General features: G+C 72.3%; 20 protein-coding genes. 16 read left to right on the top strand and 4 right to left on the bottom strand.

Translation table 11 applies throughout. From position 1 onward, the window contains the following. Nucleotides 1–107 precede the first annotated feature (107 nt). Entirely contained in the window at nt 108–1,976 is a 1,869-nt protein-coding gene (gene lepA / locus OG485_RS16080; protein WP_328669007.1) for a translation elongation factor 4, read from the top strand. 225 nt (nt 1,977–2,201) lie between these two features. Then, the gene (locus OG485_RS16075) at nt 2,202–4,073 is read left to right on the top strand and encodes an AMP-dependent synthetase/ligase (protein ID WP_328669006.1); all 1,872 of its coding nucleotides are present in this window, start codon (nt 2,202–2,204) and stop codon (nt 4,071–4,073) included. 113 nt (nt 4,074–4,186) lie between these two features. Here OG485_RS16075 and OG485_RS16070 read toward each other — a convergent pair whose 3' ends face one another. Next, on the bottom strand, nt 4,187–4,774 hold the full coding sequence (locus OG485_RS16070) for a response regulator (RefSeq protein WP_328669004.1): 588 nt from the start codon (nt 4,772–4,774) through the stop codon (nt 4,187–4,189). A 415-nt stretch (nt 4,775–5,189) separates the two neighbouring features. Between OG485_RS16070 and OG485_RS16065 the strand changes: the two genes are divergently transcribed. Both OG485_RS16065 and hemW read left to right on the top strand, forming a co-directional pair. Then, on the top strand, nt 5,190–7,286 hold the full coding sequence (locus OG485_RS16065) for a SpoIIE family protein phosphatase (RefSeq protein ID WP_328669002.1): 2,097 nt from the start codon (nt 5,190–5,192) through the stop codon (nt 7,284–7,286). Between the two features lie 206 nt (nt 7,287–7,492). After that, entirely contained in the window at nt 7,493–8,731 is a 1,239-nt protein-coding gene (gene hemW, locus OG485_RS16060; RefSeq protein ID WP_328669000.1) for a radical SAM family heme chaperone HemW, read from the top strand. A gap of 62 nt (nt 8,732–8,793) precedes the next feature. On the opposite strand, the gene OG485_RS16055 is transcribed toward hemW, so the two are convergent. Together OG485_RS16055 and OG485_RS16050 are read right to left on the bottom strand one after the other, a co-directional pair. Next, nucleotides 8,794–9,600 carry a DUF3097 domain-containing protein gene (locus OG485_RS16055; RefSeq protein WP_328668998.1) on the bottom strand — a complete coding sequence of 269 codons (807 nt, stop codon included), beginning with the start codon at nt 9,598–9,600 and terminating at the stop codon, nt 8,794–8,796. Nucleotides 9,601–9,669: 69 nt separating this feature from the next. Beyond that, nucleotides 9,670–10,416: an MBL fold metallo-hydrolase gene (locus tag OG485_RS16050; protein ID WP_328668996.1), complete on the bottom strand. Its 747-nt coding sequence runs from the start codon at nt 10,414–10,416 to the stop codon at nt 9,670–9,672. A gap of 178 nt (nt 10,417–10,594) precedes the next feature. Between OG485_RS16050 and hrcA the strand changes: the two genes are divergently transcribed. The 10 genes from hrcA (at nt 10,595) to OG485_RS16000 (ending at nt 21,620) form a co-directional block, all read left to right on the top strand. After that, entirely contained in the window at nt 10,595–11,611 is a 1,017-nt protein-coding gene (hrcA, locus tag OG485_RS16045) for a heat-inducible transcriptional repressor HrcA (protein WP_326787891.1), read from the top strand. Further along, a complete protein-coding gene (dnaJ, locus tag OG485_RS16040; protein ID WP_328668994.1) occupies nt 11,612–12,748 on the top strand; it encodes a molecular chaperone DnaJ in 1,137 nt (378 codons plus the stop codon). 121 nt (nt 12,749–12,869) lie between these two features. After that, nucleotides 12,870–13,964 (top strand): nitronate monooxygenase, encoded by a 1,095-nt coding sequence (locus OG485_RS16035; RefSeq protein WP_328668992.1) that lies wholly within the window; start codon nt 12,870–12,872, stop codon nt 13,962–13,964. Continuing rightward, a complete protein-coding gene (locus OG485_RS16030) occupies nt 13,961–14,710 on the top strand; it encodes a 16S rRNA (uracil(1498)-N(3))-methyltransferase (RefSeq protein ID WP_328668991.1) in 750 nt (249 codons plus the stop codon). Before OG485_RS16035 ends, OG485_RS16030 begins: the two co-directional genes overlap by 4 nt. A gap of 51 nt (nt 14,711–14,761) precedes the next feature. Beyond that, nucleotides 14,762–15,154 carry a VOC family protein gene (locus OG485_RS16025; RefSeq protein WP_328452625.1) on the top strand — a complete coding sequence of 131 codons (393 nt, stop codon included), beginning with the start codon at nt 14,762–14,764 and terminating at the stop codon, nt 15,152–15,154. Nucleotides 15,155–15,299: 145 nt separating this feature from the next. Continuing rightward, on the top strand, nt 15,300–15,863 hold the full coding sequence (locus tag OG485_RS16020) for a hypothetical protein (RefSeq protein WP_328668987.1): 564 nt from the start codon (nt 15,300–15,302) through the stop codon (nt 15,861–15,863). 73 nt (nt 15,864–15,936) lie between these two features. Beyond that, nucleotides 15,937–19,149 carry a S41 family peptidase gene (locus OG485_RS16015; protein ID WP_328668985.1) on the top strand — a complete coding sequence of 1,071 codons (3,213 nt, stop codon included), beginning with the start codon at nt 15,937–15,939 and terminating at the stop codon, nt 19,147–19,149. A 103-nt stretch (nt 19,150–19,252) separates the two neighbouring features. Beyond that, nucleotides 19,253–19,630 (top strand): histidine triad nucleotide-binding protein, encoded by a 378-nt coding sequence (locus OG485_RS16010; protein WP_328668982.1) that lies wholly within the window; start codon nt 19,253–19,255, stop codon nt 19,628–19,630. A gap of 6 nt (nt 19,631–19,636) precedes the next feature. Continuing rightward, entirely contained in the window at nt 19,637–20,542 is a 906-nt protein-coding gene (locus tag OG485_RS16005; protein WP_328668981.1) for a ribonuclease Z, read from the top strand. A gap of 85 nt (nt 20,543–20,627) precedes the next feature. Next, nucleotides 20,628–21,620 (top strand): adenosine deaminase, encoded by a 993-nt coding sequence (locus OG485_RS16000; RefSeq protein ID WP_328668979.1) that lies wholly within the window; start codon nt 20,628–20,630, stop codon nt 21,618–21,620. A gap of 55 nt (nt 21,621–21,675) precedes the next feature. Here the strand turns inward: OG485_RS16000 and OG485_RS15995 are convergent, their stop codons facing one another. Then, a complete protein-coding gene (locus OG485_RS15995; RefSeq protein ID WP_328668977.1) occupies nt 21,676–23,001 on the bottom strand; it encodes an MFS transporter in 1,326 nt (441 codons plus the stop codon). Nucleotides 23,002–23,434: 433 nt separating this feature from the next. On the opposite strand from OG485_RS15995, the gene OG485_RS15990 reads away from it, so the two are divergent. Beyond that, nucleotides 23,435–24,538 carry a carbohydrate kinase family protein gene (locus OG485_RS15990; RefSeq protein WP_328668976.1) on the top strand — a complete coding sequence of 368 codons (1,104 nt, stop codon included), beginning with the start codon at nt 23,435–23,437 and terminating at the stop codon, nt 24,536–24,538. A 141-nt stretch (nt 24,539–24,679) separates the two neighbouring features. After that, on the top strand, nt 24,680–25,738 hold the full coding sequence (locus tag OG485_RS15985) for a PhoH family protein (RefSeq protein WP_328668973.1): 1,059 nt from the start codon (nt 24,680–24,682) through the stop codon (nt 25,736–25,738). Nucleotides 25,739–25,747 lie beyond the last annotated feature (9 nt).

Here is a 25,747-nt window from a genome sequence, read left to right as displayed (position 1 = left end):
CCCGCTCACGCGGCCCGAACCGGTCGCAGCCCGCCGCGCGTGGGACCATGGAACCTACGTATCGATCCGACCCGAGGCGACAGGCGCCTCAAGAGACAGGACCCTGCGTGCCCGCGACCCCTAACAATGTGCCCGAGCCGAGCCGTACCGACCCGGCTCTGATCCGCAATTTCTGCATCATCGCGCACATCGACCACGGCAAGTCCACGCTCGCCGACCGCATGCTCCAGCTGACGGGGGTGGTCGACGCGCGGCAGATGCGTGCTCAGTACCTCGACCGTATGGACATCGAGCGCGAGCGCGGCATCACGATCAAGTCCCAGGCGGTCCGGCTGCCCTGGGCGTCGACCGAGGACCCGGGCAGGACCCACATCCTCAACATGATCGACACCCCCGGGCACGTCGACTTCACGTACGAGGTGTCCCGGTCGCTCGCGGCCTGTGAGGGCACGGTCCTGCTCGTCGACGCGGCCCAGGGCATCGAGGCGCAGACTCTCGCCAACCTCTACCTGGCGATGGAGAACGACCTCAAGATCATCCCCGTACTGAACAAGATCGACCTGCCGGCCGCCCAGCCGGAGAAGTTCTCCGAGGAGCTCGCCAACCTCATCGGCTGCGACCCCGAGGACGTTCTCAAGGTCTCCGCCAAGACGGGTCTGGGCGTCGAGGCGCTGCTCGACAAGGTCGTCGCCGAGATCCCCGCCCCGGTCGGCGTCCAGGACGCCCCCGCCCGCGCGATGATCTTCGACTCGGTCTACGACTCGTACCGCGGTGTCGTGACGTACGTACGTGTCATCGACGGGCAGCTCAACAAGCGTGAGCGCATCCGGATGATGTCCACCGGCGCGACCCACGAGCTGTTGGAGATCGGTGTCTCGGCCCCCGAGATGAAGGCGGCCGACGGGCTCGGTGTCGGCGAGGTGGGTTACATCATCACCGGCGTGAAGGACGTCCGTCAGTCCAAGGTCGGTGACACGATCACCACCCTGCACAAGGGCGCGACCGAGGCGCTCGGCGGGTACAAGGACCCCAAGCCCATGGTCTTCTCGGGCCTGTATCCGCTGGACGGGTCCGACTACCCCGAGCTGCGTGACGCCCTGGACAAGCTCCAGCTCAACGACGCCGCGCTGGTGTACGAGCCGGAGACGTCGGCGGCGCTGGGCTTCGGCTTCCGCGTCGGTTTCCTCGGGCTGCTGCACCTCGACGTGATCCGTGAGCGGCTGGAGCGCGAGTTCGGCCTCGACCTCATCGCGACCGCCCCGAACGTGGTCTACCGCGTCGAGATGGAGGACCGCAGCGAGCACATCGTCACCAACCCGAGCGAGTTCCCCGAGGGCAAGATCGACAAGGTCTACGAGCCTGTCGTGCGGGCGACCATCCTCGCGCCCTCGGAGTTCATCGGCGCGATTATGGAGCTGTGCCAGACCCGGCGCGGCACCCTGCTCGGCATGGACTACCTCTCCGAGGACCGGGTCGAGATCCGCTACACCCTGCCGCTCGCGGAGATCGTCTTCGACTTCTTCGACCAGCTGAAGTCCAAGACCCGGGGTTACGCCTCGCTGGACTACGAGCCCACCGGCGAGCAGACCTCCAGCCTGGTCAAGGTCGACATCCTGCTGCACGGCGACAAGGTCGACGCCTTCTCGGCGGTCACGCACAAGGACCAGGCGTACGCGTACGGGGTCCGGCTGGTCGCCAAGCTGCGCGAGCTGATCCCGCGGCAGGCCTTCGAGGTGCCCATCCAGGCGGCCATCGGCTCCCGGGTCATCGCCCGCGAGACCATCCGAGCCATCCGCAAGGACGTCCTCGCCAAGTGCTACGGCGGTGACATCTCCCGTAAGCGGAAGCTGCTGGAGAAGCAGAAGGAAGGCAAGAAGCGGATGAAGATGGTGGGCTCTGTGGAGGTTCCGCAAGAGGCCTTCATCGCCGTGCTGTCCAGCGACGACAGCGGCCCCGCGGCCAAGGGCAAGAAGTAGTCACGCCGAATCCCGGTTTTTCAGGGCCCGTCGCGCTTCGGCGCGACGGGCCCTGTGCTTGTCTCAGGGGTGTGTCCTGCGGGAAGTGACCGGGAAGTGACCGGCCGCCGCCTCTTACGCACCGGCCGGACGCGCTCTAGTCTGATCTCTGCTCGGTAGTTACTCGCGAGTTAAACAACAGCCGCAATTGAGCCAGCCGCACTGCCGCGGGCCCCGGAGGATGTCGTGAGCGACACACAGACCCTGATCGAGAACCGTCCGCCGTCCGTCGCCGCACTCTTCCTGGAGCGCGTGGCGGCCACACCCGACGCCGAGGCATACCGCTACCCGGTACCGGCCGCGGGTGACGGGCCGGACACCTGGAAGTCGCTGACCTGGGCGCAGGCCGCAGAGCGGGTCTACGCCATCGCCGCCGGGCTGATCGAACTCGGCGTCCAGCCGGAGCAGCGCGTCGCGCTCGCCTCCTCGACCCGCGTCGAGTGGATCCTGGCCGACCTCGGCATCCTCTGCGCGGGCGCGGCCACCACGACCGTGTATCCGCAGACCAACGCCGAGGAGTCGGCGTTCATCCTCTCCGACTCCGCGAGCAGGATCCTCATCGCGGAGGACGCGGCCCAGCTCGCCAAGGCCCGGGAGAAGCGCGCCGAGCTCCCCGAGCTCACGCACGTCGTGGTCATCGACGCGGAGGGCGTGGAGACCGAGGACTGGGTCCTGACGCTCGCCGAGCTGGAGGCGCGCGGCTCCGCGTACCTGGAGAAGCACCCCGAGCTGATCAAGGAGCGTGTCGGCGCGATCACCGCCGACCAGCTCGCGACCCTCATCTACACCTCCGGCACCACGGGCCGCCCCAAGGGCGTCCGGCTGCCGCAGGACAACTGGTCGTACATGGCCAAGGCGATCGCCGCGACCGGCCTGGTCAGCCAGGCGGACGTCCAGTACCTGTGGCTCCCGCTCGCGCACGTCTTCGGCAAGGTCCTGACCTCCGGCCAGATCGAGGTCGGGCACGTCACCGCCGTCGACGGCCGCGTGGACAAGATCATCGAGAACCTTCCGGTGGTGCAGCCGACGTACATGGCGGCCGTGCCGCGCATCTTCGAGAAGGTCTACAACGGGGTCGCCGCGAAGGCGCGGGCCGGCGGCGGCGCCAAGTACAAGATCTTCCAGTGGGCCGCCGAGGTCTCCCGGGAGTACGCGAAGGCGAGCCAGGACAACTTCCGCCGCACGGGTTCGGCCTCGGTGCCGTTCGCGCTCGGCGCCAAGCACAAGGTCGCCGACGCGCTCGTCTACGCCAAGATCCGCGAGGCCTTCGGCGGCAACCTGCGTGCCTGCATCTCAGGCTCCGCCGCGCTCGCGCCGGAGATCGGCTACTTCTTCGCCGGCGCCGGCATCCACATCCTGGAGGGCTACGGACTCACCGAGTCCTCCGCCGCCTCCTTCGTGAACCCGGGCGAGGCCTACCGCACCGGCACGGTCGGCAAGCCGGTGCCCGGCACCGAGGTGCGTATCGCGGACGACGGCGAGATCCTGCTGCGCGGCCCCGGCATCATGGAGGGCTACCACGGGCTGCCCGAGAAGACCGCCGAGGTCCTGGAGGCCGACGGCTGGTTCCACACCGGAGACATCGGCGAGCTGTCCGTGGACGGCTATCTGAAGATCACCGACCGCAAGAAGGACCTCATCAAGACCTCGGGCGGCAAGTACATCGCCCCCGCCGAGGTCGAGGGCCAGTTCAAGGCCGTCTGCCCGTACGTCTCCAACATCCTCGTGCACGGCGCCGACCGGAACTTCTGCACCGCGCTCATCTCCCTCGACGAGCCGTCCATCCTCGACTGGGCCAAGGACAACGGCCTGGGGGGCAAGTCGTACGCGGACGTCGTCGCGGCGCCCGCCACGGTCGCCCTCGTCGAGGGCTACGTGAAGGAGCTCAACGCGGGCCTGCAGCGCTGGCAGACCATCAAGAAGTTCCGTCTGCTGCCCCGCGACCTGGACGTCGAGCACGGCGAGATCACCCCGAGCCTCAAGCTGAAGCGCCCGGTCGTCGAGAAGGCGTACAAGCACCTGATCGACGAGATGTACGCGGGCTCACGCGAGGCGTAGCCCGGGCCATCGGCCATCGCCCGTACGGGGCGGGGGCGCGCAGGACCTCTCCGCGACCGAGCGGCGGAGCTCCCGCGCGTCCCCGCTCCCGTCGGAGTCCCGCGCGGTCTCTCCTATCCGTCTTCCCGCCCGTGCCGCATGCTGCTCAGCAGTTCGTCCATCCGCCGTAGCTGGTCGCGGAGTTCGGGTACGTCCGGGGCGGCGCCAGCCGACAGGTGCGTGTCCATCCTCCTGAGGCGGGCGGCGAGTTCGTCGAACTGGTCCTGCTCGCGGGCGAGCAGACACTCCAGCTGACGGTTCTTGCGGTGCAGGTCGAGAAAGACGCTGCCCTTGGCGCGCAGGACCCACGGGTCGAACGGCTTCGCCAGATAGTCGGCGGCACCCGTCGCGTACCCGCGGAAGGCGTAGCCCGCGTCGGCGTCCGTGCCCGTCAGGAAGATGATGGGCACGTCCTTGGTCTGGTCGAGCCGCTTGATGTTCGCGGCCGTCTCGAATCCGTCCATGCCCGGCATCCGGATGTCGAGCAGGACGACCGCGAACCGCTGACGCAGCAGCGCCTTCATCGCCTCCTCGCCCGAACACGCGCGCACCAGCGGCTCGTTGAGGGAACGCAGGACGGCCTCCAGCGCGACCAGGTTGTCCTCCATGTCGTCGACCAGGAGGATGCTCGCTCCCTCGTCGGTCGTCGTCTCGGCGCTCATGATGACGGTGCCTCACTCGGTCCGTGGTTTCTCGGTGCCTCGCGGTCCGGCGACCGGTCCATGACCCGCCCCGGGCGCCGTGCCGAAGCCGCCGTGCAGAAGTGGCCGTGCCGTGTCGCCGCCCCGTGTCGCCGTCGTCGCGGCGGGCGGTGGACGCGGATCGGATGCTCGATTCTGTCCGTCTTCGAGCACATCCATACCACTGTTCTCACTCATGCCGGTCCACTTCGGTGACTCGGCGCTTATGAGCGCCGCCAGTCTGTCACCCTGGCCGCATCGTCCGAGGTGTCTTCGTCCGAACTGCCCAGGGAGCCGCACAGTGGGGGCCATTCCGACGCAACGGGAGTCCACGCCATGCGCACCGGAGGCGCTCGCGCACCACCCCGCCGGCCGGGACGTCGTGTCACGTACATCGTTGCCCGGCACTCCGCTCGCCCCCGCGGCCGCGCGCCGATTCCTCCGCGACACACTCCTGAGCTGGGCCGAACTGGCCCTGCCCGGCACCGAGATCATCGACGACCGGCTCACCGGCGACGCGGCCGTGGTGGTCAGCGAGCTGGTCACCAACGCCGTCGTGCACGCGGGCACCGACGTCGAGCTGCTGTGCCGCCTGGAGTGCCCGGCCGACGGCCCGCCCGGACCGCTGGTCGTCGAGGTCTCCGACCGGCATCCCTCGCGGGCCATACGGGAGGACGGTGCCGAACCGGCTTACGGGACACCGGAGTACGGGCGGGGCCTGCGCCTGGTCTCCGCGCTCTCCGAGGCCTGGGGCATCACCTATCGTCCGGGCGTCAAGACGGTGTGGTCGAGGCTGCTGGTCGACGGGGCCGCCGGCGCTCCGCCGGGTGCGGGCGTCTTCGCGGACGCCGACGACCCGCGCCGGCCGGGCCGCTTCGACGACGTGAGCGGACTCGCCGGACCGGGCGGGTTCGCGGACGACGACGGCCTTTCCGGGCCCGGGGCATTCGCGGCCGCGGGCGGTCCTGCCGGTCCGGGGGGATTCGGGGACGCCGACGGGCTCGCGGGAACGAGCGGGTTCGCAGGGGCCGACGGGCTCACCGGCGCGGCGGAGGACTCGGAGCCGACCGGGGCCGGGGCGGCCGCGTACGCCGAGGGGCCGCTCCCCGGATACGGGCCGGGGGCCGGCGCCGAGCCGTACCGCGCCCTGTCCGCCCCGGGGGCGAACCGGAGCACCGGGTCGGGCCACGACTGGCTCGACCGGGGAGCCCTCTCCTTTCTCGCCGAGGCCTCCGACCTGCTCGCCGGACAGCTCGACGAGGACCTGGTCGCCGCGCTGGCCGGTCAGCTCCTCGTCCCGCGCCTCGCCGACTGGTGCGCCGTATGGCTGGAGGACGAGGCCACCGACCGGGCCGGCGGCCTCGGTCTGGCCCTCGGTCCCCGCCTCGCCCGCGTCTGGCACGGCAGCGAGAACCTCATCGAGGGACTGCGCCAGGCCCTGGAGAAGGACCCGCCCCGGCTGCCCGACGCGGTGCGCTCCCGAGCCGTCCCGGTGCCCTGGCCCGGCGAGGCACTGGGCGCCCGCGGGGCGAGCGGGGCGGCACTGGCGTACCGGCTGATCGCGGGCGGTCGGCCGCTGGGCACGCTCGTCATCGGGCGGGCCGGACCGCCCGACTTCCCCGACGAGGTCACCGGACTGGTCGAGGACCTCAGCCGCCGTATCGCCCTGGCCATCGGAGCGGCCCGCCAGTACGCGCGCCAGGCCACCATCAGCCGGGTCCTGCAGCGCGGGCTGCTGCCGGGCGCGGTCGCCGAGATCCCCGGGGTGCGCAGCGCCCTCGTCTACGAGCCGCTCGACAAGGGCGGGCCGAGCGGTGACTTCTACGACGTGTTCCCGGCGGGCGACGGGCGCTGGTGCTTCGCGGTCGGTGACGTCCAGGGCAAGGGGCCCGAGGCCGCCGTCGTGATCGGCCTGGCGCGGCCCTGGCTGCGGCTGCTGGCGCGGGAGGGCTACGACGTCGCGGACGTCCTCGACCGTCTCAACCAGCTCCTCCTCGACGACGCGACGGAGGCCGCGGACGCGGCGGCCCGCGCCCTCGTGGCCGCGGGCGGACCCGGGCTCGGCACCGACCTCGGCCCGCAGACGCGCTTCCTGTCCATGCTCTACGGCGAGCTGGTCCCCTTCGACGGCGGAGTGCGCTGCACCCTCGCCTCGGCGGGGCATCCGCTGCCGCTGCTGCTGAGCCCCGACGGCGGTGTACGGGAGATGGCCCGGCCGCAGACCCTGCTCGGCGTCTTCGAGGACCCCCAGTACGCCTCCGAGTCCTTCGAGCTTTACCCCGGGGACAGCCTCCTGTGCGTCACCGACGGCGTGACGGAGCGGCGCGACGGGTCCCGTCAGTTCGACGACGACGACGGTCTCGCGCACGCCCTCGCGGGCTGCACCGGCCTGAACGCCGAGATGATCGCGGAACGGATCCGCGGGCTGGTGCACGCGTTCGGCAGCCGCCCGCCGGAGGACGACATGGCCCTGCTGGTGCTGCAGGCCGACTAGCGGGCCCGCCGCGGCCCGGGGACTCCGGACCCCGTCAGGCCGTGTGCAGTGCCCTGCCCGCGCCCCTCAGACGTGTGCGGTGGCCGACTCCCGCTCCGGTGCGGGCACGCCCCTCACCCGCGCCGGACGTGTCCCCCGCCCCCGCCCGGCAAGCCCCCCGCCCGCGCCGGACGTGTCCACCCCGGCCGTGCTGGACAATGGAACGCATGCCTTCCGCACTTCCCGACGGTGAGCCCGTCCCCGACGACGGGGCGCTGCCCGCGCACGCCCTGGACGGGGCGGCCGATCGGCCCCTCGGGTTCTACCTCCACGTGCCGTACTGCGCGACCCGCTGCGGCTACTGCGACTTCAACACCTACACGGCGACCGAGCTGCGCGGCAGCGGGGGCGTGCTCGCCTCCCGCGACAACTACGCGGACACCCTGACCGACGAGATCCGCCTCGCCCGCAAGGTCCTCGGCGACGACCCCCGCCCGGTCCGCACGGTGTTCGTCGGAGGCGGTACGCCCACGCTGCTGGCCGCCGACGATCTCGTACGGATGCTGGGCGCGATCCGGGACGAGTTCGGGCTCGCGGACGACGCCGAGATCACGACGGAGGCGAACCCCGAGTCCGTGGACCCGGAGTACCTCGCGACCCTGCGCGCCGGCGGCTTCAACCGGATCTCCTTCGGCATGCAGAGCGCCCGGCAGCACGTCCTGAAGGTGCTCGACCGCACGCACACCCCGGGCCGCCCCGAGGCCTGTGTCGCCGAGGCCCGCGCGGCCGGCTTCGCACATGTGAACCTTGATCTGATCTACGGGACACCGGGGGAGTCGGACGACGACTGGCGGGCGTCGCTCGAAGCGGCCCTCGGCGCCGGTCCCGACCACATCTCCGCGTACGCGCTCATCGTCGAGGAGGGCACCCAGCTCGCGCGCCGGATCCGCCGCGGTGAGGTCCCCATGACGGACGACGACGTGCACGCGGACCGCTATCTCATCGCGGACGAGGTGATGTCGGCGGCGGGCTTCGACTGGTACGAGGTGTCGAACTGGGCCACCGCAGGCTCGTCGGACAGCCGCTGTCTGCACAACGAGCTGTACTGGCGCGGCGCCGACTGGTGGGGAGCGGGCCCCGGCGCGCACAGCCACGTCGGCGGCGTTCGCTGGTGGAACGTGAAACATCCGGGGGCGTACGCGGCCGCGCTGGCCTCGGGCCGCTCGCCGGGCGCGGGGCGTGAACTCCTCTCCGACGAGGACCGCCGGGTCGAGCGGATCCTCCTCGAACTGCGGCTGCGCGAGGGCTGCCCGCTCTCCCTGCTCCGCCCCGACGGCCTCGCCGCCTCCCGTCGCGCTCTGTCCGACGGACTCCTCGAAGCCGGTCCGTACGACGCCGGCCGCGCCGTCCTCACCCTGCGCGGCCGCCTCCTCGCGGACGCCGTCGTCCGGGATCTGGTGGACTGAACACCTGTTCCCGTGCGGTTCTCGGCCATGATTTCCGACGGACGAAACCGGCCGCCGGCCGGTCACTCCGGCGCGGTGACGAAGTCGATCAGTTCCTCCACGCGGCCCAGGAGCGCCGGTTCCAGGTCCCTGTAGGAGTGGACCCGGGACAGGATGTGCTGCCAGGCCGCGCCGGTGTTCTCCGGCCAGCCCAGGGCCCGGCACACGCCCGTCTTCCAGTCCTGGCCGCGCGGGACCCGGGGCCAGCCCGGAATGCCCACGGAGGACGGCTTCACGGCCTCCCAGACGTCGATGTACGGGTGGCCGAGCACCAGGGCGTGCTCGCTCGTGACCGCCTCGGCGATCCGGGACTCCTTCGAACCCGGGACCAGGTGGTCCACGAGGACGCCGAGCCGGGCGTCCGGGCCCGGGGCGAACGCGTCGACGACCGCCGGGAGGTCGTCGACGCCCTCCAGGTACTCCACGACGACGCCCTCGACACGCAGATCGTCGCCCCAGACCCGCTCGACCAGTTCGGCGTCGTGGCGGCCCTCGACGTAGATGCGCCCGGCGCGCGCGACCCGGGCGCGGGCGCCGGGTACCGCCACCGAGCCGGAGGCCGTACGGCTGGGGCGTACGGGAGCCGCGGCCGCCGGGCGGACCAGGGTCACCGCCTTGCCCTCCAGGAGGAAGCCGCGCGGTTCCAGCGGGAACACCCGGTGCTTGCCGAAGCGGTCCTCCAGGGTCACCGTGCCCGCCTCGCAGCGGATCACCGCACCGCAGAAGCCGGTGCCGGGCTCCTCGACGACCAGACCCGGGTCCGCCGGGACCTCGGGCACGGACCGGGGCTTCTTCCACGGCGGGGTCAGGTCCGGAGAGTACTGGCGCATTCGGATGACGATAGGAGAAACCCGGCGCCGCTCACCACGACACGCCGGAATCCGCCGTACCGGACGCGCTCAGCCGGAATCCGCCGTGCCGGAACCCGGCGTGCCGAAGCGTGCCGCCAAGGTGTCCCGTTGGGTCCGTACGAACGCGGCGTCCACGACCGCCCCGTGCCCGGGGACGTACAGCGCGTCCTCGCCGCCCAGTGCGAGCAGCCGGTCGAGAGCCGCGGGCCAGCGCGACGGTACCGCGTCGGGGCCCGCCTGAGGCTCGCCCGACTCCTCGACCAGGTCGCCGCAGAACACCACCGCCGGGTCGCCGGGCACGACGGCCACGAGGTCGTGGGCGGTGTGGCCCTCGCCCGTCCGCACCAGCCGGACCTCGACGCCGCCGCCGAGATCCAGGTCCCAGCCGCTCCGGACGAAGCCGCGGGGGCGTACGAGAGTGTCGGCCGCCTCCTCGGCCGCCCTCGGGTCGAGACCGTTGCGCACCGCGTCCGCGCACAGCTCGTCGCGGCCGTTCCCGTACGCCTCGGACGAACCGTCCGCGACGAGGATCCGGGCGCCCGCGAACGCCGCGGCACCGAACACGTGGTCGAAATGTGGGTGGGTGAGCGCGATATGAGTCACACGCCCGCCGGTGAGGGCCCGCGCATCGGCGCACAGCGCGGCGCCCTCCGCGAGGCTCGACCCGGCGTCGATCATCAGCGCCGCCCCCTCGCCGACGACGAGCCCGGCCGTGCAGTCCCAGCCCGGAAGCCGCCGTCGCCCCACCCGGGGCGCCAGCCTTTCCCACCCGAGCCCTTCCCAAGTCAGCCTCATGCGGCGACGCTAACGGTGACCAGGTGCCGTGCACGACATCGCAGGCCCGCCCTTGCCCGGCGCGTGCCTCACCGCCGTACACTGAGCTGGGGAACGTTGGCACTCGCGTGCGCTGAGTGCCAGACGAAAGCCACGAAGGCCACGAAGGCCACCGAGTCGACTCCTGGAGGTGTGCGCGATGCTCAGCGAACGCAGGCTCGAGGTGCTGCGCGCCATCGTCCAGGACTACGTGGGCACCGAGGAGCCGGTCGGCTCCAAGGCGCTCACCGAGCGGCACCGGCTGGGCGTCTCGCCCGCGACCGTCCGCAACGACATGGCGGTCCTGGAGGACGAGGGGTACATCGCCCAGCCGCACACCAGTGCCGGGCGCATCCCCACGGACAAGGGCTACCGCCTCTTCGTCGACAAGCTCGCCGGCGTCAAGCCGATGACCGCGCCCGAGCGCCGCGCCATCCAGAACTTCCTGGACGGTGCCGTCGACCTGGACGACGTCGTCGGCCGGACCGTGCGGCTGCTCGCGCAGCTCACCCGGCAGGTCGCCGTCGTGCAGTACCCCTCGCTGACCCGCTCGACCGTGCGCCATGTGGAGCTGCTGTCCATGGCTCCCGCACGGGTGATGCTCGTGCTGATCACGGACACCGGCCGGGTCGAACAGCGCATGATCAACTGTCCGGCGCCGTTCGGTGAGACGTCGCTGGCGGACCTGCGCGCCCGGCTCAACAGCCGGGTCGCGGGACGCCCCTTCGCGGACGTCCCGCAGCTCGTCCAGGACCTCCCGGACGCCTTCGAGGCGGAAGACCGGGGTACGGTCTCGACGGTGCTCTCCACACTGCTGGAGACGCTCGTCGAGGAGACCGAGGAGCGGCTGATGATCGGCGGTACCGCCAATCTGACGCGATTCGGACATGACTTCCCTCTCACCATCCGGCCGGTGCTCGAAGCGCTGGAGGAGCAGGTCGTGCTCCTCAAGTTGCTTGGAGAGGCCGGGGATTCGAGCATGACCGTGCGAATCGGGCACGAGAACGCGTACGAGGGACTCAACTCCACGTCCGTGGTCTCCGTCGGCTACGGTTCGGGCGTTGAGGCAGTAGCCAAACTCGGCGTGGTCGGCCCGACCCGCATGGATTACCCGGGAACGATGGGAGCGGTACGAGCGGTGGCACGGTACGTCGGACAGATCCTGGCGGAGTCGTAAGTGGCCACGGACTACTACGCCGTACTCGGCGTGCGCCGCGACGCGTCCCAGGACGAGATCAAGAAGGCGTTCCGGAGGCTCGCTCGCGAGCTGCATCCGGACGTCAATCCCGATCCGAAGACGCAGGAGCGGTTCAAAGAGATCAACGCCGCGTACGAGGTGTTGTCGGACCCGCAGAAGAAGCAGGTCTACGACCTCGGCGGTGACCCGCTGTCCCAGCAGGGCGGCGCGGGTGCCGCCGGCTTCGGCGCGGGCGGCTTCGGGAACTTCTCGGACATCATGGACGCGTTCTTCGGCACGGCGTCGCAGCGCGGACCGCGCTCGCGCACCCGCCGGGGCCAGGACGCCATGATCCGGCTGGAGATCGAGCTCGACGAGGCGGCCTTCGGCACCACGAAGGACATCCAGGTCGACACGGCCGTCGTCTGCGCCACCTGCAACGGCGAAGGCGCGGCGCCCGGGACCTCCGCGCAGACCTGTGACATGTGCCGCGGCCGCGGCGAGGTGTCCCAGGTGACGCGGTCGTTCCTCGGCCAGGTCATGACCTCACGGCCGTGTCCGCAGTGCCAGGGCTTCGGCACCGTGGTCCCGACCCCGTGCCACGACTGCGCGGGCGACGGCCGGGTCCGGTCCCGTCGCACCCTCACGGTCAAGATCCCGGCCGGTGTGGACAACGGCACGCGGATCCAGCTCGCGGGCGAGGGCGAGGTCGGCCCCGGCGGCGGCCCCGCCGGCGACCTGTACGTCGAGATCCACGAGCTGCCGCACTCGACCTTCCAGCGGCGCGGCGACGACCTGCACTGCACGGTCACCCTCCCGATGACCGCGGCGGCCCTCGGCACCAAGGTGCCGCTGGAGACCCTCGACGGCATGGAGGAGGTCGACATCCGTCCGGGCACGCAGTCCGGCCAGTCGATCCCGCTGCACGGCCGGGGTGTCACCCACCTGCGCGGCGGCGGCCGCGGCGACCTCATCGTGCACGTCGAGGTCACCACGCCGACCAAGCTCGACGCGGAGCAGGAGCGGGTGCTGCGCGAGCTCGCCATACTGCGCGGCGAGGAGCGGCCCACCGGTCAGTTCCAGCCCGGTCAGCAGGGCCTCTTCTCCCGGCTGAAGGACGCGTTCAACGGCCGCTGACCCAAGCGGGGCACGGGGCGGGGCACGGGGCGGGACACGCCCCGTGCCCTCCATGTCGGAGGCACTATTCGGACCGGCGACCGGTTTCTGACTTGTCCGGCGGACGTGACAACATGCCGTCATGTCCTCCGCGCTGACCGATCTCTTCCCTCACCCGATCGTGCAGGCCCCCATGGCGGGCGGAGTCTCCGTCCCGCAGCTCGCGGCCGCCGTGTCCGAGGCCGGCGGGCTCGGCTTCCTCGCGGCGGGGTACAAGACCGCCGACGGCATGTACCAGGAGATCAAGCAGCTGCGCGGGCTGACCGGCCGTCCCTTCGGCGTCAACCTGTTCCTGCCGCAGCCCGAGCACGCGGACGCGGCCGCGGTCGAGGTGTACGCCCACCAGCTCGCCGGCGAGGCCGCCTGGTACGAGACCGAGCTCGGCGATCCGGACAGCGGCCGCGACGACGGCTACGACGCGAAACTCGCCGTCCTCCTCGACAACCCGGTGGCGGCGGTCTCCTTCCACTTCGGCGTCCCGAAGCCGGAGGTGCTGGAGTCGCTGCGGCGCGCGGGCACCCTCACCCTGGTCACCGCCACCACGGCCGAGGAAGCCCTCGGCGTGCAGCGGGCCGGCGCCGACGCGGTCGTCGTCCAGGGCATCGAGGCCGGCGGACACCAGGGCACCCACCGGGACAACCCGGAGACGGACGGCACGGGCCTCGGCCTGCTCACGCTGGTCGCGCGGGTCCGCGAGACCGTGGGGATCCCGGTCGTCGCGGCCGGCGGCATCATGCGCGGCAGTCAGATCGCCGCCGTCCTCGCCGCGGGCGCGAACGCGGCCCAGCTCGGCACCGCCTTCCTCGCCACCCCCGAGTCCGGCGCGAGCGCCGTGCACAAACAGGCGCTGACCGACCCCCTGTACGTACGCACGGAGCTCACCCGCGCCTTCTCCGGACGGCCGGCGCGCGCACTGGCCAACCGCTTCATGCGCGAGCACGGCCCGTACGCCCCCTCCGCCTATCCGGAGGTCCACCACCTCACCCTGCCGCTGCGCAAGGCGGCCGCGAAGGCGGGCGACGCGCAGGGCATGGCACTGTGGGCGGGACAGGGCCACCGCATGGCCCGCGACCTGCCCGCCGGGCAGCTCGTGGAGGTACTGAACGCAGAAATCGCGGCCGCCGAGACAGCGTTGTCGGCCGCCGCCGAGATCCCGGAAGAGGGTGCGGCCCGATGACGGCACCGGTGTTCCTGGTCGAGCACTTCGACACGGACGGCGAGGGACGCCATGTCCTCGACGGACCCGAGGGACGGCACGCCGTCTCCGTGAAACGGCTGCACACCGGCGAGGACGTCGTGCTCACCGACGGGGCCGGGCGCCGCGCCGACTGCGTGGTCCTCGCCACCGAGGGCAAGGACCGGCTGATCGTACGGATGGGCACGGTCACCGAGGAAGCCCCCGAGGAGCCGCGCATCACGGTCGTCCAGGCCCTGCCCAAGGGGGACCGGGGCGAGCTGGCCGTCGAGACCATGACCGAGACCGGCGTCGACGCGATCGTTCCCTGGGCCGCCTCCCGCTGCATCACGCAGTGGAAGGGCGAGCGGGGTCTCAAGGCGCTCTCCAAGTGGCGGGCCACCGCCCGGGAGGCCGGCAAGCAGTCCCGCCGGGCGCGCTTCCCGGAGGTCGCGGACGCGATGACGACCAAGCAGGTTGCCGCACTTCTCGCCAAAGCCGATCTCGCCGCCGTGCTCCACGAGGACACCGCCCTCGGCACCGAGCCCTTCGCGACCGCCGCGCTGCCCGGCTCCGGGGACATCGTCCTGGTGGTCGGCCCCGAGGGCGGGATCTCCGCCGAAGAGGTCGCGCTGTTCACCGAGGCCGGCGCGAAGACCTTCCACCTGGGGCGCACCGTACTGCGCACCTCGACGGCCGGGACCGTGGCCACCGCGCTGCTGCTGGCCCGCACCGGCCGCTGGTCCTGACCCGCCGGCCCGCCGGCCCGACCTCACCGTCCGCACCTCACCGGGGAATTCATGGAACTCGCTCAGGTACGACTGCTCGTCTCCGACTTCGCCACCTGTTACCGCTTCTACTCCGAGGTCCTCGGCCTCAAGCCCCAGTCGGGCGCGGCCGAGGGACCGTACGAGAAGTTCAGTCCGGTCACCGGGTCGGCGGGCATCGCGCTTCAGGACCGGGCCATGATGACGGAAATACTGGGTGAGCTCGGCGACGCCGTGGCCGGACACCGGTCGCTGGTGGTGCTGCGGGTGGACGACCTCGACACCTACTGCGAACAGGTCGTCTCGCGCGGCGCGACCCTGCTGCACGGCCCGGCGCCCATGACGGAACGCATGCGCGTCGCCCACCTCAAGGACCCCGAGGGCAACCTGGTGGAACTCCAGGAGTGGCTGCTGCTGCTCGGCTGACGGGCGGTCGGAATCCCGCCCGGGGCCGGGGAACCGGGAACCTTACGGCTTCCCCGGCCCGCCGGGCGACTCCTTCGGGTGGTTGTGCCCCCGATGGCCGCATGCGGTCTACCGCGCGTCGCCGTGCGGTGGGACGCTGCCGTCCATGGGGGCTTTGAGATATTTCAGAGGCCGCGCGAGGCACGGGCGGGTCCTGGTGGCCGTCGGGCTGGGCGCGGCCGGAGTGTTCACGGTGACCGGGTGCCAGCCCGTGGACGGACTCAGCACCGCGACCGTGGCCTACACGACCGACCAGACGGCGACCGGAGAACTGAAACGGCAGCACGTGGACGTGAGCTGGCTCACCTGCACCGCCCGCCTGGGCAACGCGGGCAAGGCCTACACGCCGGGGAAGTCGCCCTCGCCGAGCGAGAACACCGTGGCGACCGTCGACTGTCAGGGCCAGACCGGCGACGGCCGGGACATCGTCGTCAAGGGCAAGGTCACCCGTGCCGTCAACGGCGCCTGCGTACGCGGCGATCTGCGCGCCACCGTCGGCGGCAGGCAGGTCTTCCGCGTCAAGGGCCTGGGCGACTGCGACGCGGGACCCACCCCGCCGGTCACGTACCACCCCACGAACGGACAGCCCAACCCCACCGTCACCGTCACCGTGACCCGCACGATGTGGTGCAAGGGCGACCCCACCTGCTGGCCCTCACAGGGCAAATGACCTGCCGGACCGTACACGGATCAAGAGATCCAAACCCCTGTCGGGCCACGCGCGCGCTGCGTAGGGTGACCGGGTGACTGAGCCCGCAGCCTCCGCGTACATCCGGTTTCCGCATCTGCACGGCGAGTTGGTCGTCTTCACGGCCGAGGACGACATCTGGGCCGCCCCGGTCGACGGCGGGAGCCGCGCCTGGCGGGTCAGCGCCGACAACGTCCCGGTCAGCCATCCGCGCATCTCCCCGGACGGTACGACCGTCGCCTGGACGTCGACGCGGGACGGAGCCCCCGAGGTCCACGCGGCCTCCCTGGACGGCGGTCCCGCGAAGCGGCTGACCTACTGGGGCAGCGCGAAGACCCAGGTGCGCGGCTGGACCCCCGACGGACAGGTGCTCGCCCTCAGCACCCAGGGACAGGCCAGCCTGCGCCGCACCTGGGCCCGCTCCGTCCCGCTCGACGGGGGCCCCGCGACGACCCTGCCGTACGGGCCCGTCGGTGATGTCGCCCACGGCGAGGGCGGTGTCGTCCTGCTGTCCGCCCCGATGGGACGCGAGGCCGCCTGGTGGAAGCGGTACCGGGGCGGCACGGCCGGCAAGCTGTGGATCGACCGGGACGGCGACGGCGAGTTCGTCCGCCTGCACGAGGACGTCGACGGCAACATCGAATACCCCTTCTGGGCCGGAGAGCGGATCGCGTTCCTCTCCGACCACGAGGGCGTCGGCGCCCTGTACTCCTCCCTCGCCGACGGATCAGGCCTGAGCCGCCACACGCCGCTGGACGCCTTCTACGCCCGCCACGCGGCCACCGACGGCACCCGCGTGGTCTACGCGTCCGCCGGTGAGCTCTGGCTCCTCGACGGTCTCGACGGCGCCGAGCCGCGCCGCCTCGGCATCCGGCTCGGCGGCCAGCGCGTCGACCAGCAGCCGCAGCCCGTCAGCGCCTCGCGCTGGTTCTCCGCCGCCGCGCCCGACCACACCGGACGCGGCAGCGCGGTCTCCGTGCGCGGTGCCGTCCACTGGGTCACCCACCGCTCCGGCCCCGCCCGCGCGCTCGCCGCCGAACAGGGCGTCCGCGCCCGGCTGCCCCGCACCTTTCGCGCCGAGGGCGAGGAGCACGTGGTGTGGGTGACCGACGCGGAGGGCGACGACGCCCTCGAATTCGCCCCCGCCACCGGCGTCGCCCCGGGCGCCACCCCGCGACGGCTCGCCGCCGGCGCCCTCGGCCGGGTCCTCGGCCTCGCCGTGGCGCCCGACGGAAGCTGCGCCGCCGTCGCCTCGCACGACGGGCGGGTACTCCTCGTCGAGCGGGAGAGCGGCGAGGTCCGCGAGGTCGACCGCAGCGAGGACGGCGACGTCACCGGCCTCGTCTTCTCGCCCGACTCCGCGTGGCTCGCCTGGTCGCACCCCGGGCCGCGCCCGCTGCGCCAGCTCAAGCTCGCCAACACCACCGACCTGTCGGTGACCGAGGCGACCCCGCTGCGCTTCCGGGACTACGCACCGGCGTTCACCCTCGACGGCAAGCACCTCGCCTTCCTGTCGGCCCGCGCCTTCGACCCCGTCTACGACGAGCACGTCTTCGACCTGGCCTTCGTCGGCGGCTCCCGGCCGTATCTGATCACCCTGGCCGCGACGACCCCGTCCCCCTTCGGACCGCAGCGCCACGGCAGGCCCTTCGAGGCCCCCGACAAGGACGAGACACCCGACAGCGAGGGCGCCCCCAGCACCCGTATCGACCTGGACGGACTCGCCGACCGGATCGTGCCGTTCCCCGTCGAGGCCGCCCGCTACTCCACGCTGCGCGCCGCCAAGGACGGACTGCTGTGGCTGCGCCACCCCGTGCGCGGCGTGCTCGGCGCCTCCCGTGCCACCCCGGACGACCCGGACCCGAAGACCGAACTGGAGCGGTACGACCTCGCCCAGCAGCGCATCGAGCACCTCGCCGCCGACGCCGACCACTTCACCGTCACCGGCGACGGCAAGCGGGTCCTGCTGTGGACCGACGGCAAGCTCAAGGTCGTCCCCAGCGACCGGCGCGCCTCGAACGACGACGAGAGCGACACGAACATCACCGTCGACCTGTCGCGGGTGCGCCAGAGCGTCGACCCGGCCGCCGAGTGGCGCCAGATGTACGACGAGACCGGCCGCCTCATGCGGGACAACTTCTGGCGCCCGGACCTGGGCGGTGTCGACTGGGACGCCGTCCTCGACCGGTACCGGCCGGTCCTGGAACGGGTCGCGACCCACGACGACCTCGTCGACCTGCTGTGGGAGGTGCAGGGCGAACTCGGCACCTCGCACGCGTACGTCACCCCGCGCGGCGGACACCGCGGCGGCGACCTCGCCCAGGGGCTCCTCGGCGCGGACATCTCCCGTCACGAGGACGGCAGTTGGCGCATCGACCGGATCCTCCCCTCGGAGACCTCCGACCCGGACGCGCGGGCCCCGCTCGCCGCGCCCGGCGTCGCGGTGCGCGCCGGGGACGCGATCGTCGCGGTCGGCGGCCGGCCGGTGGACCCGGTGGCCGGGCCCGCACCCCTGCTCGTCGGCACCGCGGGCAAGCCCGTCGAGCTGACCGTCTCGCCCTCGGGCGGCGGCGATCCGCGTCACGCGGTCGTCGTACCGCTCGCGGACGAGGAGCCGCTGCGCTACCACGCGTGGGTGGCAGACCGGCGCGCCTACGTCCACGAGCGCTCCGGCGGACGCCTCGGCTATCTGCACGTGCCGGACATGGTCGGCGCCGGATGGGCGCAGCTCCACCGCGATCTGCGGGTCGAGGTGGCCCGTGAGGGCCTGGTCGTGGACGTCCGCGAGAACCGCGGCGGCCACACCTCCCAGCTCGTCGTGGAAAAGCTCGCCCGGCGGATCGTCGGCTGGGACCTGCCCCGCGGCCTGCGCGCCTACAGCTACCCGGAGGACGCGCCGCGCGGCCCCGTCGTCGCCGTCGCCAACGAGTTCTCCGGCTCCGACGGCGACATCGTCAACGCGGCGATCAAGGCACTCGGCATCGGACCCGTGGTCGGCACCCGCACCTGGGGCGGCGTCATCGGCATCGACAGCCGCTACCGCCTCGTCGACGGCACCAGCGTCACGCAGCCCAAGTACGCCTTCTGGATGGAGGGGTACGAGTGGAACGTCGAGAACCACGGCGTCGATCCCGACGTCGAGGTCGTCCAGGCGCCGCAGGACCACGCGGCAGGCCGTGACACCCAGCTCGACGAGGCGGTCAGGATCGCGCTGGCCGCCCTGGAGGAGAACCCGGCGAAGACCGCGCCCACGCTGCCGCCGCTGTGACCCGGCGCGGGCGGTTCACGGGCGGGCGGCGACGCGAGCCGTCCGCGCCGTCGGGCCGCTAGCATGCGGAGGTAATGATCGGCTGGCGTGAGGAGGCACACGCATGGCGCAGGAGCCGAGGCGGGACACGGGCGGGGAACCGCAGGACGACTGCCTGTTCTGCAAGATCGTGGCGGGGCAGATCCCGGCGACGCTGGTGCGCGAGAGCGACACGACCGTGGCGTTCCGCGACATCAACCCCCAGGCGCCGACCCACATCCTGGTCATTCCCAAGGTGCACTACCCGGACGCGGCGTCTCTCGCCGCCGCGGAGCCCGCCGTCGCGGCGGACGTCCTGCGCGAGGCCGGCGAGGTCGCGGGCGAGGAGAAGCTGGAGAGCTACCGCGTCGTGTTCAACACGGGCAGCGGTGCCGGACAGACCGTCTTCCACGCGCACGCCCACCTCCTGGGCGGCCGCGGCATGCAGTGGCCCCCCGGATAACCGGCCTTGTCCGCACGCGAACTGGTGGTCCTCGGCACCGCCAGCCAGGTTCCGACCCGGCACCGCAACCACAACGGCTATCTGCTGCGCTGGGACGGTGAGGGCCTCCTCTTCGACCCCGGCGAGGGCACCCAGCGCCAGATGCTGCGTGCCGGGGTCGCCGCGCACGACCTGCACCGCATCTGCGTCACCCATTTCCACGGCGACCACGCGCTCGGACTCGGCGGGGTGATCCAGCGCATCAACCTCGACCGCGTTCCGCACGAGGTGACCGCGCACTACCCGCTCTCCGGGCAGCACTTCTTCGAGCGGCTGCGGTACGCCACGGCCTACCGCGAGACCGTCCCGCTGACCGAGGCGCCGGTCGCGGACGACGGTGTCCTCGTGACGACCCCCGCGTACACCCTGGAGGCCCGCAGGCTCTCCCATCCCGTCGAGTCCTTCGGGTACCGGCTGGTCGAGCCGGACGGGCGGCGGATGCTGCCGGAGCGGCTCGCGGAGCACGGCATCAAAGGGCCCGACGTCGGGGGGCTGCAACGGGAGGGCTCACTGCGGGGCGTCACCCTGGACGACGTCAGCGAGATCCGGCGGGGACAGCGGTTCGCGTTCGTCATGGACACCCGGCTGTGCGAGGGAGTGGACGCGCTCGCCGAGGGCTGCGACCTGCTGGTCATCGAGTCGACCTTCCTCGACGGGGATCACCGACTGGCCACCGACCACGGGCATCTGACGGCAGGTCAAGCGGGCCGGGTGGCCAAGGAGGCGGGGGTGCGGCATCTCGTCCTCACCCACTTCAGCCAGCGCTACGCCGACCCCGGCGAGTTCGAGCGCGAGGCCCGCGCGGCGGGGTTCGACGGGGAACTGACCGTGGCGCACGACCTGGTGCGGGTGCCGGTCCCGAAGCGGCACTGAGGACACGGCGGACAGGGGCCGGGACGCCCGGTGCCGGGAAGGTGCCGTTTTCGATACCTCGGGGGAGGGGCCGTACGATGCTTCGATGTCCCTCCCCAAGGCTGAACTGCACCTGCACATCGAAGGCACTCTCGAACCCGAGCTGGCCTTCGCGCTCGCCGCGCGCAACGGCGTCACCCTGCCGTACGCGGACACCGAGGAGCTGCGCGGGGCGTACCTCTTCGACGACCTCCAGACCTTCCTGAACCTGTACTACGAGCTCATGGCCGTCCTGCGGACGGAAGCGGACTTCGCCGACCTGGCCGACGCCTACCTCGCCCGCGCGGCCGCGCAGGGCGTACGGCACGCGGAGATCTTCTTCGACCCGCAGGCGCACATAGCCCGGGGCGTGCCGATGGGGACGGTCGTCGAGGGGCTGTGGCGGGCGCTCGGGCGCAGCGAGGAGACCCACGGCGTCTCCACCCAGCTGATCATGTGCTTCCTGCGTGACGAGTCCGCGGAGTCCGCCATGGACACCCTTGAGGCCGCGAAGCCCTACCTCGACCGGATCACCGGCGTCGGCCTCGACTCCGCCGAGGCCGGCCACCCGCCCGTCAAGTTCCGCGCGGTGTACGAGGCCGCCGCCGGGCTGGGGCTGCGGCGCGTCGCGCACGCCGGGGAGGAGGGGCCGCCCGCGTACATCACCGAGGCCCTCGACATCCTCGGCGTCGAGCGCGTCGACCACGGGCTGCGCTGCATGGAGGACCCCGAGCTCGTCGAACGGCTGGTCCGGGAACGGGTGCCGCTGACCCTGTGCCCGCTGTCGAACGTACGGCTGCGCGCCGTGGACGTCCTGGCGGAGCACCCGCTGCCCGCCATGATGGACGCCGGGCTGCTGTGCACGGTCAACTCCGACGACCCCGCCTACTTCGGCGGTTACGCCGGCGACAACTTCGGCGCCGTGCGCGAGGCCCTCGGCCTCGGCGAGGAGCGGCTGCGGGAGCTGGCCCGCAACTCCTTCGAGGCGTCCTTCCTGGAGCACGACGAGGAGCGGCGCGCGCGGTACATCGCCGAGGTCGAGGCGTACGAGTTCACGTAACCCGTCGAGCGCCCGCCCACCTCCCCTCCTCGGGGCGGGCGGGCGCTCGCGGGAGTCAGACGCTCACGGGGCCGGATGCGGGCGCGGCCGCCGTGCGCAGGGGCCCCGCCGTCCGGTACGCCGCCCGCTGGGCGGGCACGCCCTCCAGCGGGATCTCGACCACAGGGATCTCGACCACAGGGAGTTCGGCCACGGTCGTCTCCACGACGGGGAGTTCGGCCACGGGAATCTCGACGACGGGGATCTCCACGATCTGGCCGGTGCGGCGCGGGCGCAGGGCCACGAGCGTCATCGGGACGCCGACCAGCAGCAGGCCGGCCGCCAGGACCGTTCCCATCGCCGGGTAGCCCGCCGACGCGGACAGCAGGCTGCCGGTGAGCGGGCCGCACGCCGTGCCGAGCGAGGAGGCGGAACCGACGAGGACCGCCCACCGGCCGCGCGGGTCCATGGACGCGGCGAGGCCGATCACGTACGACAGCACGACCGGGTACAGCGCGTTCCAGGCGATCTCGCCCGTCGCGAAGGACGTCAGATCGGTGGCCGCCGCGCTCAGCGCGATGCAGCCGGCGATCAGCGCCGTGCCCAGACCGATCGGCAGCGCCCGGCCGAGCCGCGGGCCCAGCGTGCCCGCGCCGATCGTCCCGAGCAGCCCGGCGCCGAGCGCCACCGCGAAGACCGCGCCCACCTTCACCTCGGTGAGCCCCGCCTGCGTCAGGCCTATCCGGCCGCTCACGCCCCACAGGGAGTTCTGCGCGAGGGACCAGAAGAGCATCGCGCCGGCGAGCAGCAGCCCGGAACGGCGGTGCGGGAGCGGGGCGGTGGCGCGCACGGCGCGGTCGGCCGGTGCGCGGGCGGGAAGCCGTCCCGTCAGGCACAGCGCGAGCAGCGCGGTGCAGGCGATCGCGGCGAGCGGGAGACCGTGCCCCGGGCCCAGACGGGGGATGGTCAGGTACAGCGCGCCCGCGAGGCCGGAGACGCCGAGCAGACCCAGCGTGGTGACCCGGTGGGGATCGCGCCGGCCGGCGATCCCGGTCGCGGCGACGGTGGTGGCCGTACCGGAGCCGAAGCCGCCGACGACCGCCCCGGTGACCACCAGGGGGACGGCCGCCGAGAGCGCGGCGGTACCGAAGCCGGCGGCCGCGAGGAGCAGCCCGGCGCGGGCCAGCGCGCGCGGGCCGAAACGGTCGACGCGGGAGGCGAGCAGGAAACCGGCCGAGGCCGAGCCCAGCAGCAGGACGCTGCCGACGGCTCCGGCCTGGGTGGCCGACAGCGGGAGTCCCGCGTCGAGGCGGCCGACGGTGGTGGGGAGCAGATACGCGGCGAGGTACCCGGCCGTGAAAAGGGCGACGAGGGGCCAGGGCGTGGGGGTGCGGGCGGACACGGGCGTTCCCAGGGCAGGCGAGAGCGGCTCAAGAAGAGAGGGGGAGGGGCGGCTGTCGACGGACAGGAACGCGCGGGCAATTTGTATCAAGGTGGGGGGTCCGCGAAGAAGGTGTGACGGTGTGATCTGAGGCACTTCTCGTTTGCGGAGACGGACCCGGGGTAGCCCCGCCCCCTTCGGGGTGCCGGACGCGGAGCGGAGCCCGTCGCCGGGCCGCTGCCCTCGCCGTGCGCGCGGGCGGACGCGGAGGCGTCCGGGCAGGTGAGCGGGACGGAGCGGGCCCCGGACGCGGGACGGGCGGGCCACGGGCGCGCGGCGGGCGGGACGTGCCCCGCACGCCCCACGGACCACGGATACCCCCCGCGTGAAGCACGGCCCGCGCGGCCGGTGTGGTGCACACTGGCCAGATCCGTACCATCCCAGGGAGCGCACCGTGATCAACGGCGAGGGACCGTTCCTCCAGGCCCATGTCGACCCGCTCGCCGGGCTGCGCACGGCCGGCGACCCGCCCTGGGACGTCTACCTGACCGGCACGGTCTTCCTGGACATCATCTTCACCGGGCTCGATTCCGCCCCCGTGCGCGGGACCGAGTCCTGGGCGCGGGGCATGGGTTCGAGCCCCGGGGGCGTCGCGAACATGGCGACCGCCCTCGCCCGGCTGGGCCTGCGGACCTCCCTCGCCGCCGCCTTCGGGGACGACCACTACGGCGAGTACTGCTGGGACGCCCTGGAGCAGGGCGAGAACATCGATCTGTCGCCGTCGCGGACCGTGCCCGGCTGGCACTCGCCGGTCACCGTGTCGATGGCGTACGAGGGCGAGCGGACCATGGTCAGCCATGGGCACGAGGCACCCACGGAGGAGTCCGCGCCGGACTCCCCGCCGCACGCGCGTGCCGCCGTCGCCTCGCTGACCCCGGGGGTCACCGCGCCCTGGATCGAGCAGGCCGCGAGCCGGGGCACCCGGATCTTCGCGGACGTCGGCTGGGACGACACCGGCCGCTGGGACCTGGCGGGCCTCGCCGATCTGGCGCACTGCGAGGCGTTCCTGCCGAACGCCGAGGAAGCCATGCGCTACACCGGCGCCGACTGCCCCCGCGCGGCGGCGCACGCGCTGGCCGAGCACGTGCCGCTGGCGGTCGTCACCCTCGGCGCCGACGGCGCCTACGCCGTGGACGGGCGCTCCGGGGAGAGCGCCGAGGTCCCGGCGATCGCCGTCGAGGCACTGGACCCCACCGGCGCCGGGGACGTCTTCGTCGCCGGCTTCGTCACGGGGACCCTGGCCGGCTGGCCGCTCGCCGACCGGCTCGCCTTCGCCGGGCTGACCGCCGCGCTCTCGGTCCAGGAGTTCGGCGGATCGCTGTCGGCGCCCGGCTGGTCGGAGATCGCCGCCTGGTGGCGCCGGGTCCAGTCGGTCGCCGACCAGGACCCCGCGGCCCTGAGCCGGTACGCCTTCCTGGAGGGCCGGCTCCCCGAGGTCACCCGCCCGTGGCCGCTGCGCCGGGCGGTGCCGACGATCGGTTTCGGCCGTTCGGCCTGAGCGTCCTCAGGTCACGACCTCGTCACCGCGAGAAAAGCCCTACGGGTCCGTGAGCGCCGCGACGTACGCTGGGAAACGCAAGGCTGCCCGTGTGGCAAGCGTGCCGACCGAGGAGGATACGCAGGCCTACAGAGCCGGCCCATGACTCAGACACCCACAGCTCACGGCCCCGCTCAGGGGCAGGCGCGCGCGCACTTCACCGTCCCGGCCAAGCACCCCATGGTGACCGTTCTGGGTTCCGGAGACTCGCTGCTGCGCGTGATCGAGAAGGCCTTCCCGGCGGCCGACATCCACGTCCGGGGAAACGAGATCAGTGCGGTGGGCGACGCCGGTGAAGTCGCGCTCGTCCAGCGCCTGTTCGACGAGATGATGCTGGTGCTCCGCACGGGGCAGCCCATGACGGAGGACGCAGTGGAACGCTCGATCGCCATGCTCAGGGCGAGCGAGAACGGGGAGGGCGACGGCCAGGAGACTCCGGCCGAGGTGCTCACGCAGAACATCCTGTCCTCGCGAGGCCGCACCATCCGCCCCAAGACGCTCAACCAGAAGCGCTACGTCGACGCCATCGACAAGCACACCATCGTGTTCGGCATCGGTCCCGCCGGTACCGGCAAGACGTACCTCGCCATGGCGAAGGCCGTCCAGGCGCTCCAGCACAAGCAGGTCAACCGGATCATCCTGACCCGCCCGGCGGTCGAGGCCGGCGAGCGGCTCGGCTTCCTGCCCGGCACGCTCTACGAGAAGATCGACCCGTATCTGCGCCCGCTCTACGACGCGCTGCACGACATGCTCGACCCGGACTCGATCCCGCGCCTGATGGCCGCGGGCACGATCGAGGTCGCGCCACTGGCGTACATGCGCGGACGCACCCTGAACGACGCCTTCATCATTCTGGACGAGGCTCAGAACACGAGCGCCGAGCAGATGAAGATGTTCCTGACCCGGCTCGGCTTCGACTCGAAGATCGTGATCACCGGTGACGTGACGCAGGTCGACCTCCCGAGCGGTACGAAGTCGGGTCTGCGGCAGGTCCAGGACATCCTGGAGGGTCTCGACGACGTCCACTTCTCGCGGCTCACGTCCCAGGATGTCGTCCGGCACAAGCTGGTCGGCCGTATCGTCGACGCGTACGAGAAGTACGACAGCGAGAACGGCACCGAGAACGGCTCCCACAAGAGCCGGGGCCACAAAGGGAAGTAGACCAGCACC

The sequence above is a fragment of the Streptomyces sp. NBC_00328 genome (assembly GCF_036139655.1).
Lineage (GTDB): Bacteria > Actinomycetota > Actinomycetes > Streptomycetales > Streptomycetaceae > Streptomyces.
This window is presented reverse-complemented; position numbering and strand designations above follow the sequence as displayed.

Bases quoted from the DNA above. Each gene is read 5' to 3' on its own strand.
- OG485_RS16070 (WP_328669004.1), bottom strand. From the start codon at position 4,774: ATGAGCGCCGAGACGACGACCGACGAGGGAGCGAGCATCCTCCTGGTC.
- hemW (WP_328669000.1), top strand. From the start codon at position 7,493: ATGCCTTCCGCACTTCCCGACGGTGAGCCCGTCCCCGACGACGGGGCG.
- OG485_RS16055 (WP_328668998.1), bottom strand. From the start codon at position 9,600: ATGCGCCAGTACTCTCCGGACCTGACCCCGCCGTGGAAGAAGCCCCGG.
- OG485_RS16050 (WP_328668996.1), bottom strand. From the start codon at position 10,416: ATGAGGCTGACTTGGGAAGGGCTCGGGTGGGAAAGGCTGGCGCCCCGG.
- hrcA (WP_326787891.1), top strand. From the start codon at position 10,595: ATGCTCAGCGAACGCAGGCTCGAGGTGCTGCGCGCCATCGTCCAGGAC.
- OG485_RS16035 (WP_328668992.1), top strand. From the start codon at position 12,870: ATGTCCTCCGCGCTGACCGATCTCTTCCCTCACCCGATCGTGCAGGCC.
- OG485_RS16030 (WP_328668991.1), top strand. From the start codon at position 13,961: ATGACGGCACCGGTGTTCCTGGTCGAGCACTTCGACACGGACGGCGAG.
- OG485_RS16025 (WP_328452625.1), top strand. From the start codon at position 14,762: ATGGAACTCGCTCAGGTACGACTGCTCGTCTCCGACTTCGCCACCTGT.
- OG485_RS16020 (WP_328668987.1), top strand. From the start codon at position 15,300: ATGGGGGCTTTGAGATATTTCAGAGGCCGCGCGAGGCACGGGCGGGTC.
- OG485_RS16010 (WP_328668982.1), top strand. From the start codon at position 19,253: ATGGCGCAGGAGCCGAGGCGGGACACGGGCGGGGAACCGCAGGACGAC.
- OG485_RS16000 (WP_328668979.1), top strand. From the start codon at position 20,628: ATGTCCCTCCCCAAGGCTGAACTGCACCTGCACATCGAAGGCACTCTC.
- OG485_RS15985 (WP_328668973.1), top strand. From the start codon at position 24,680: ATGACTCAGACACCCACAGCTCACGGCCCCGCTCAGGGGCAGGCGCGC.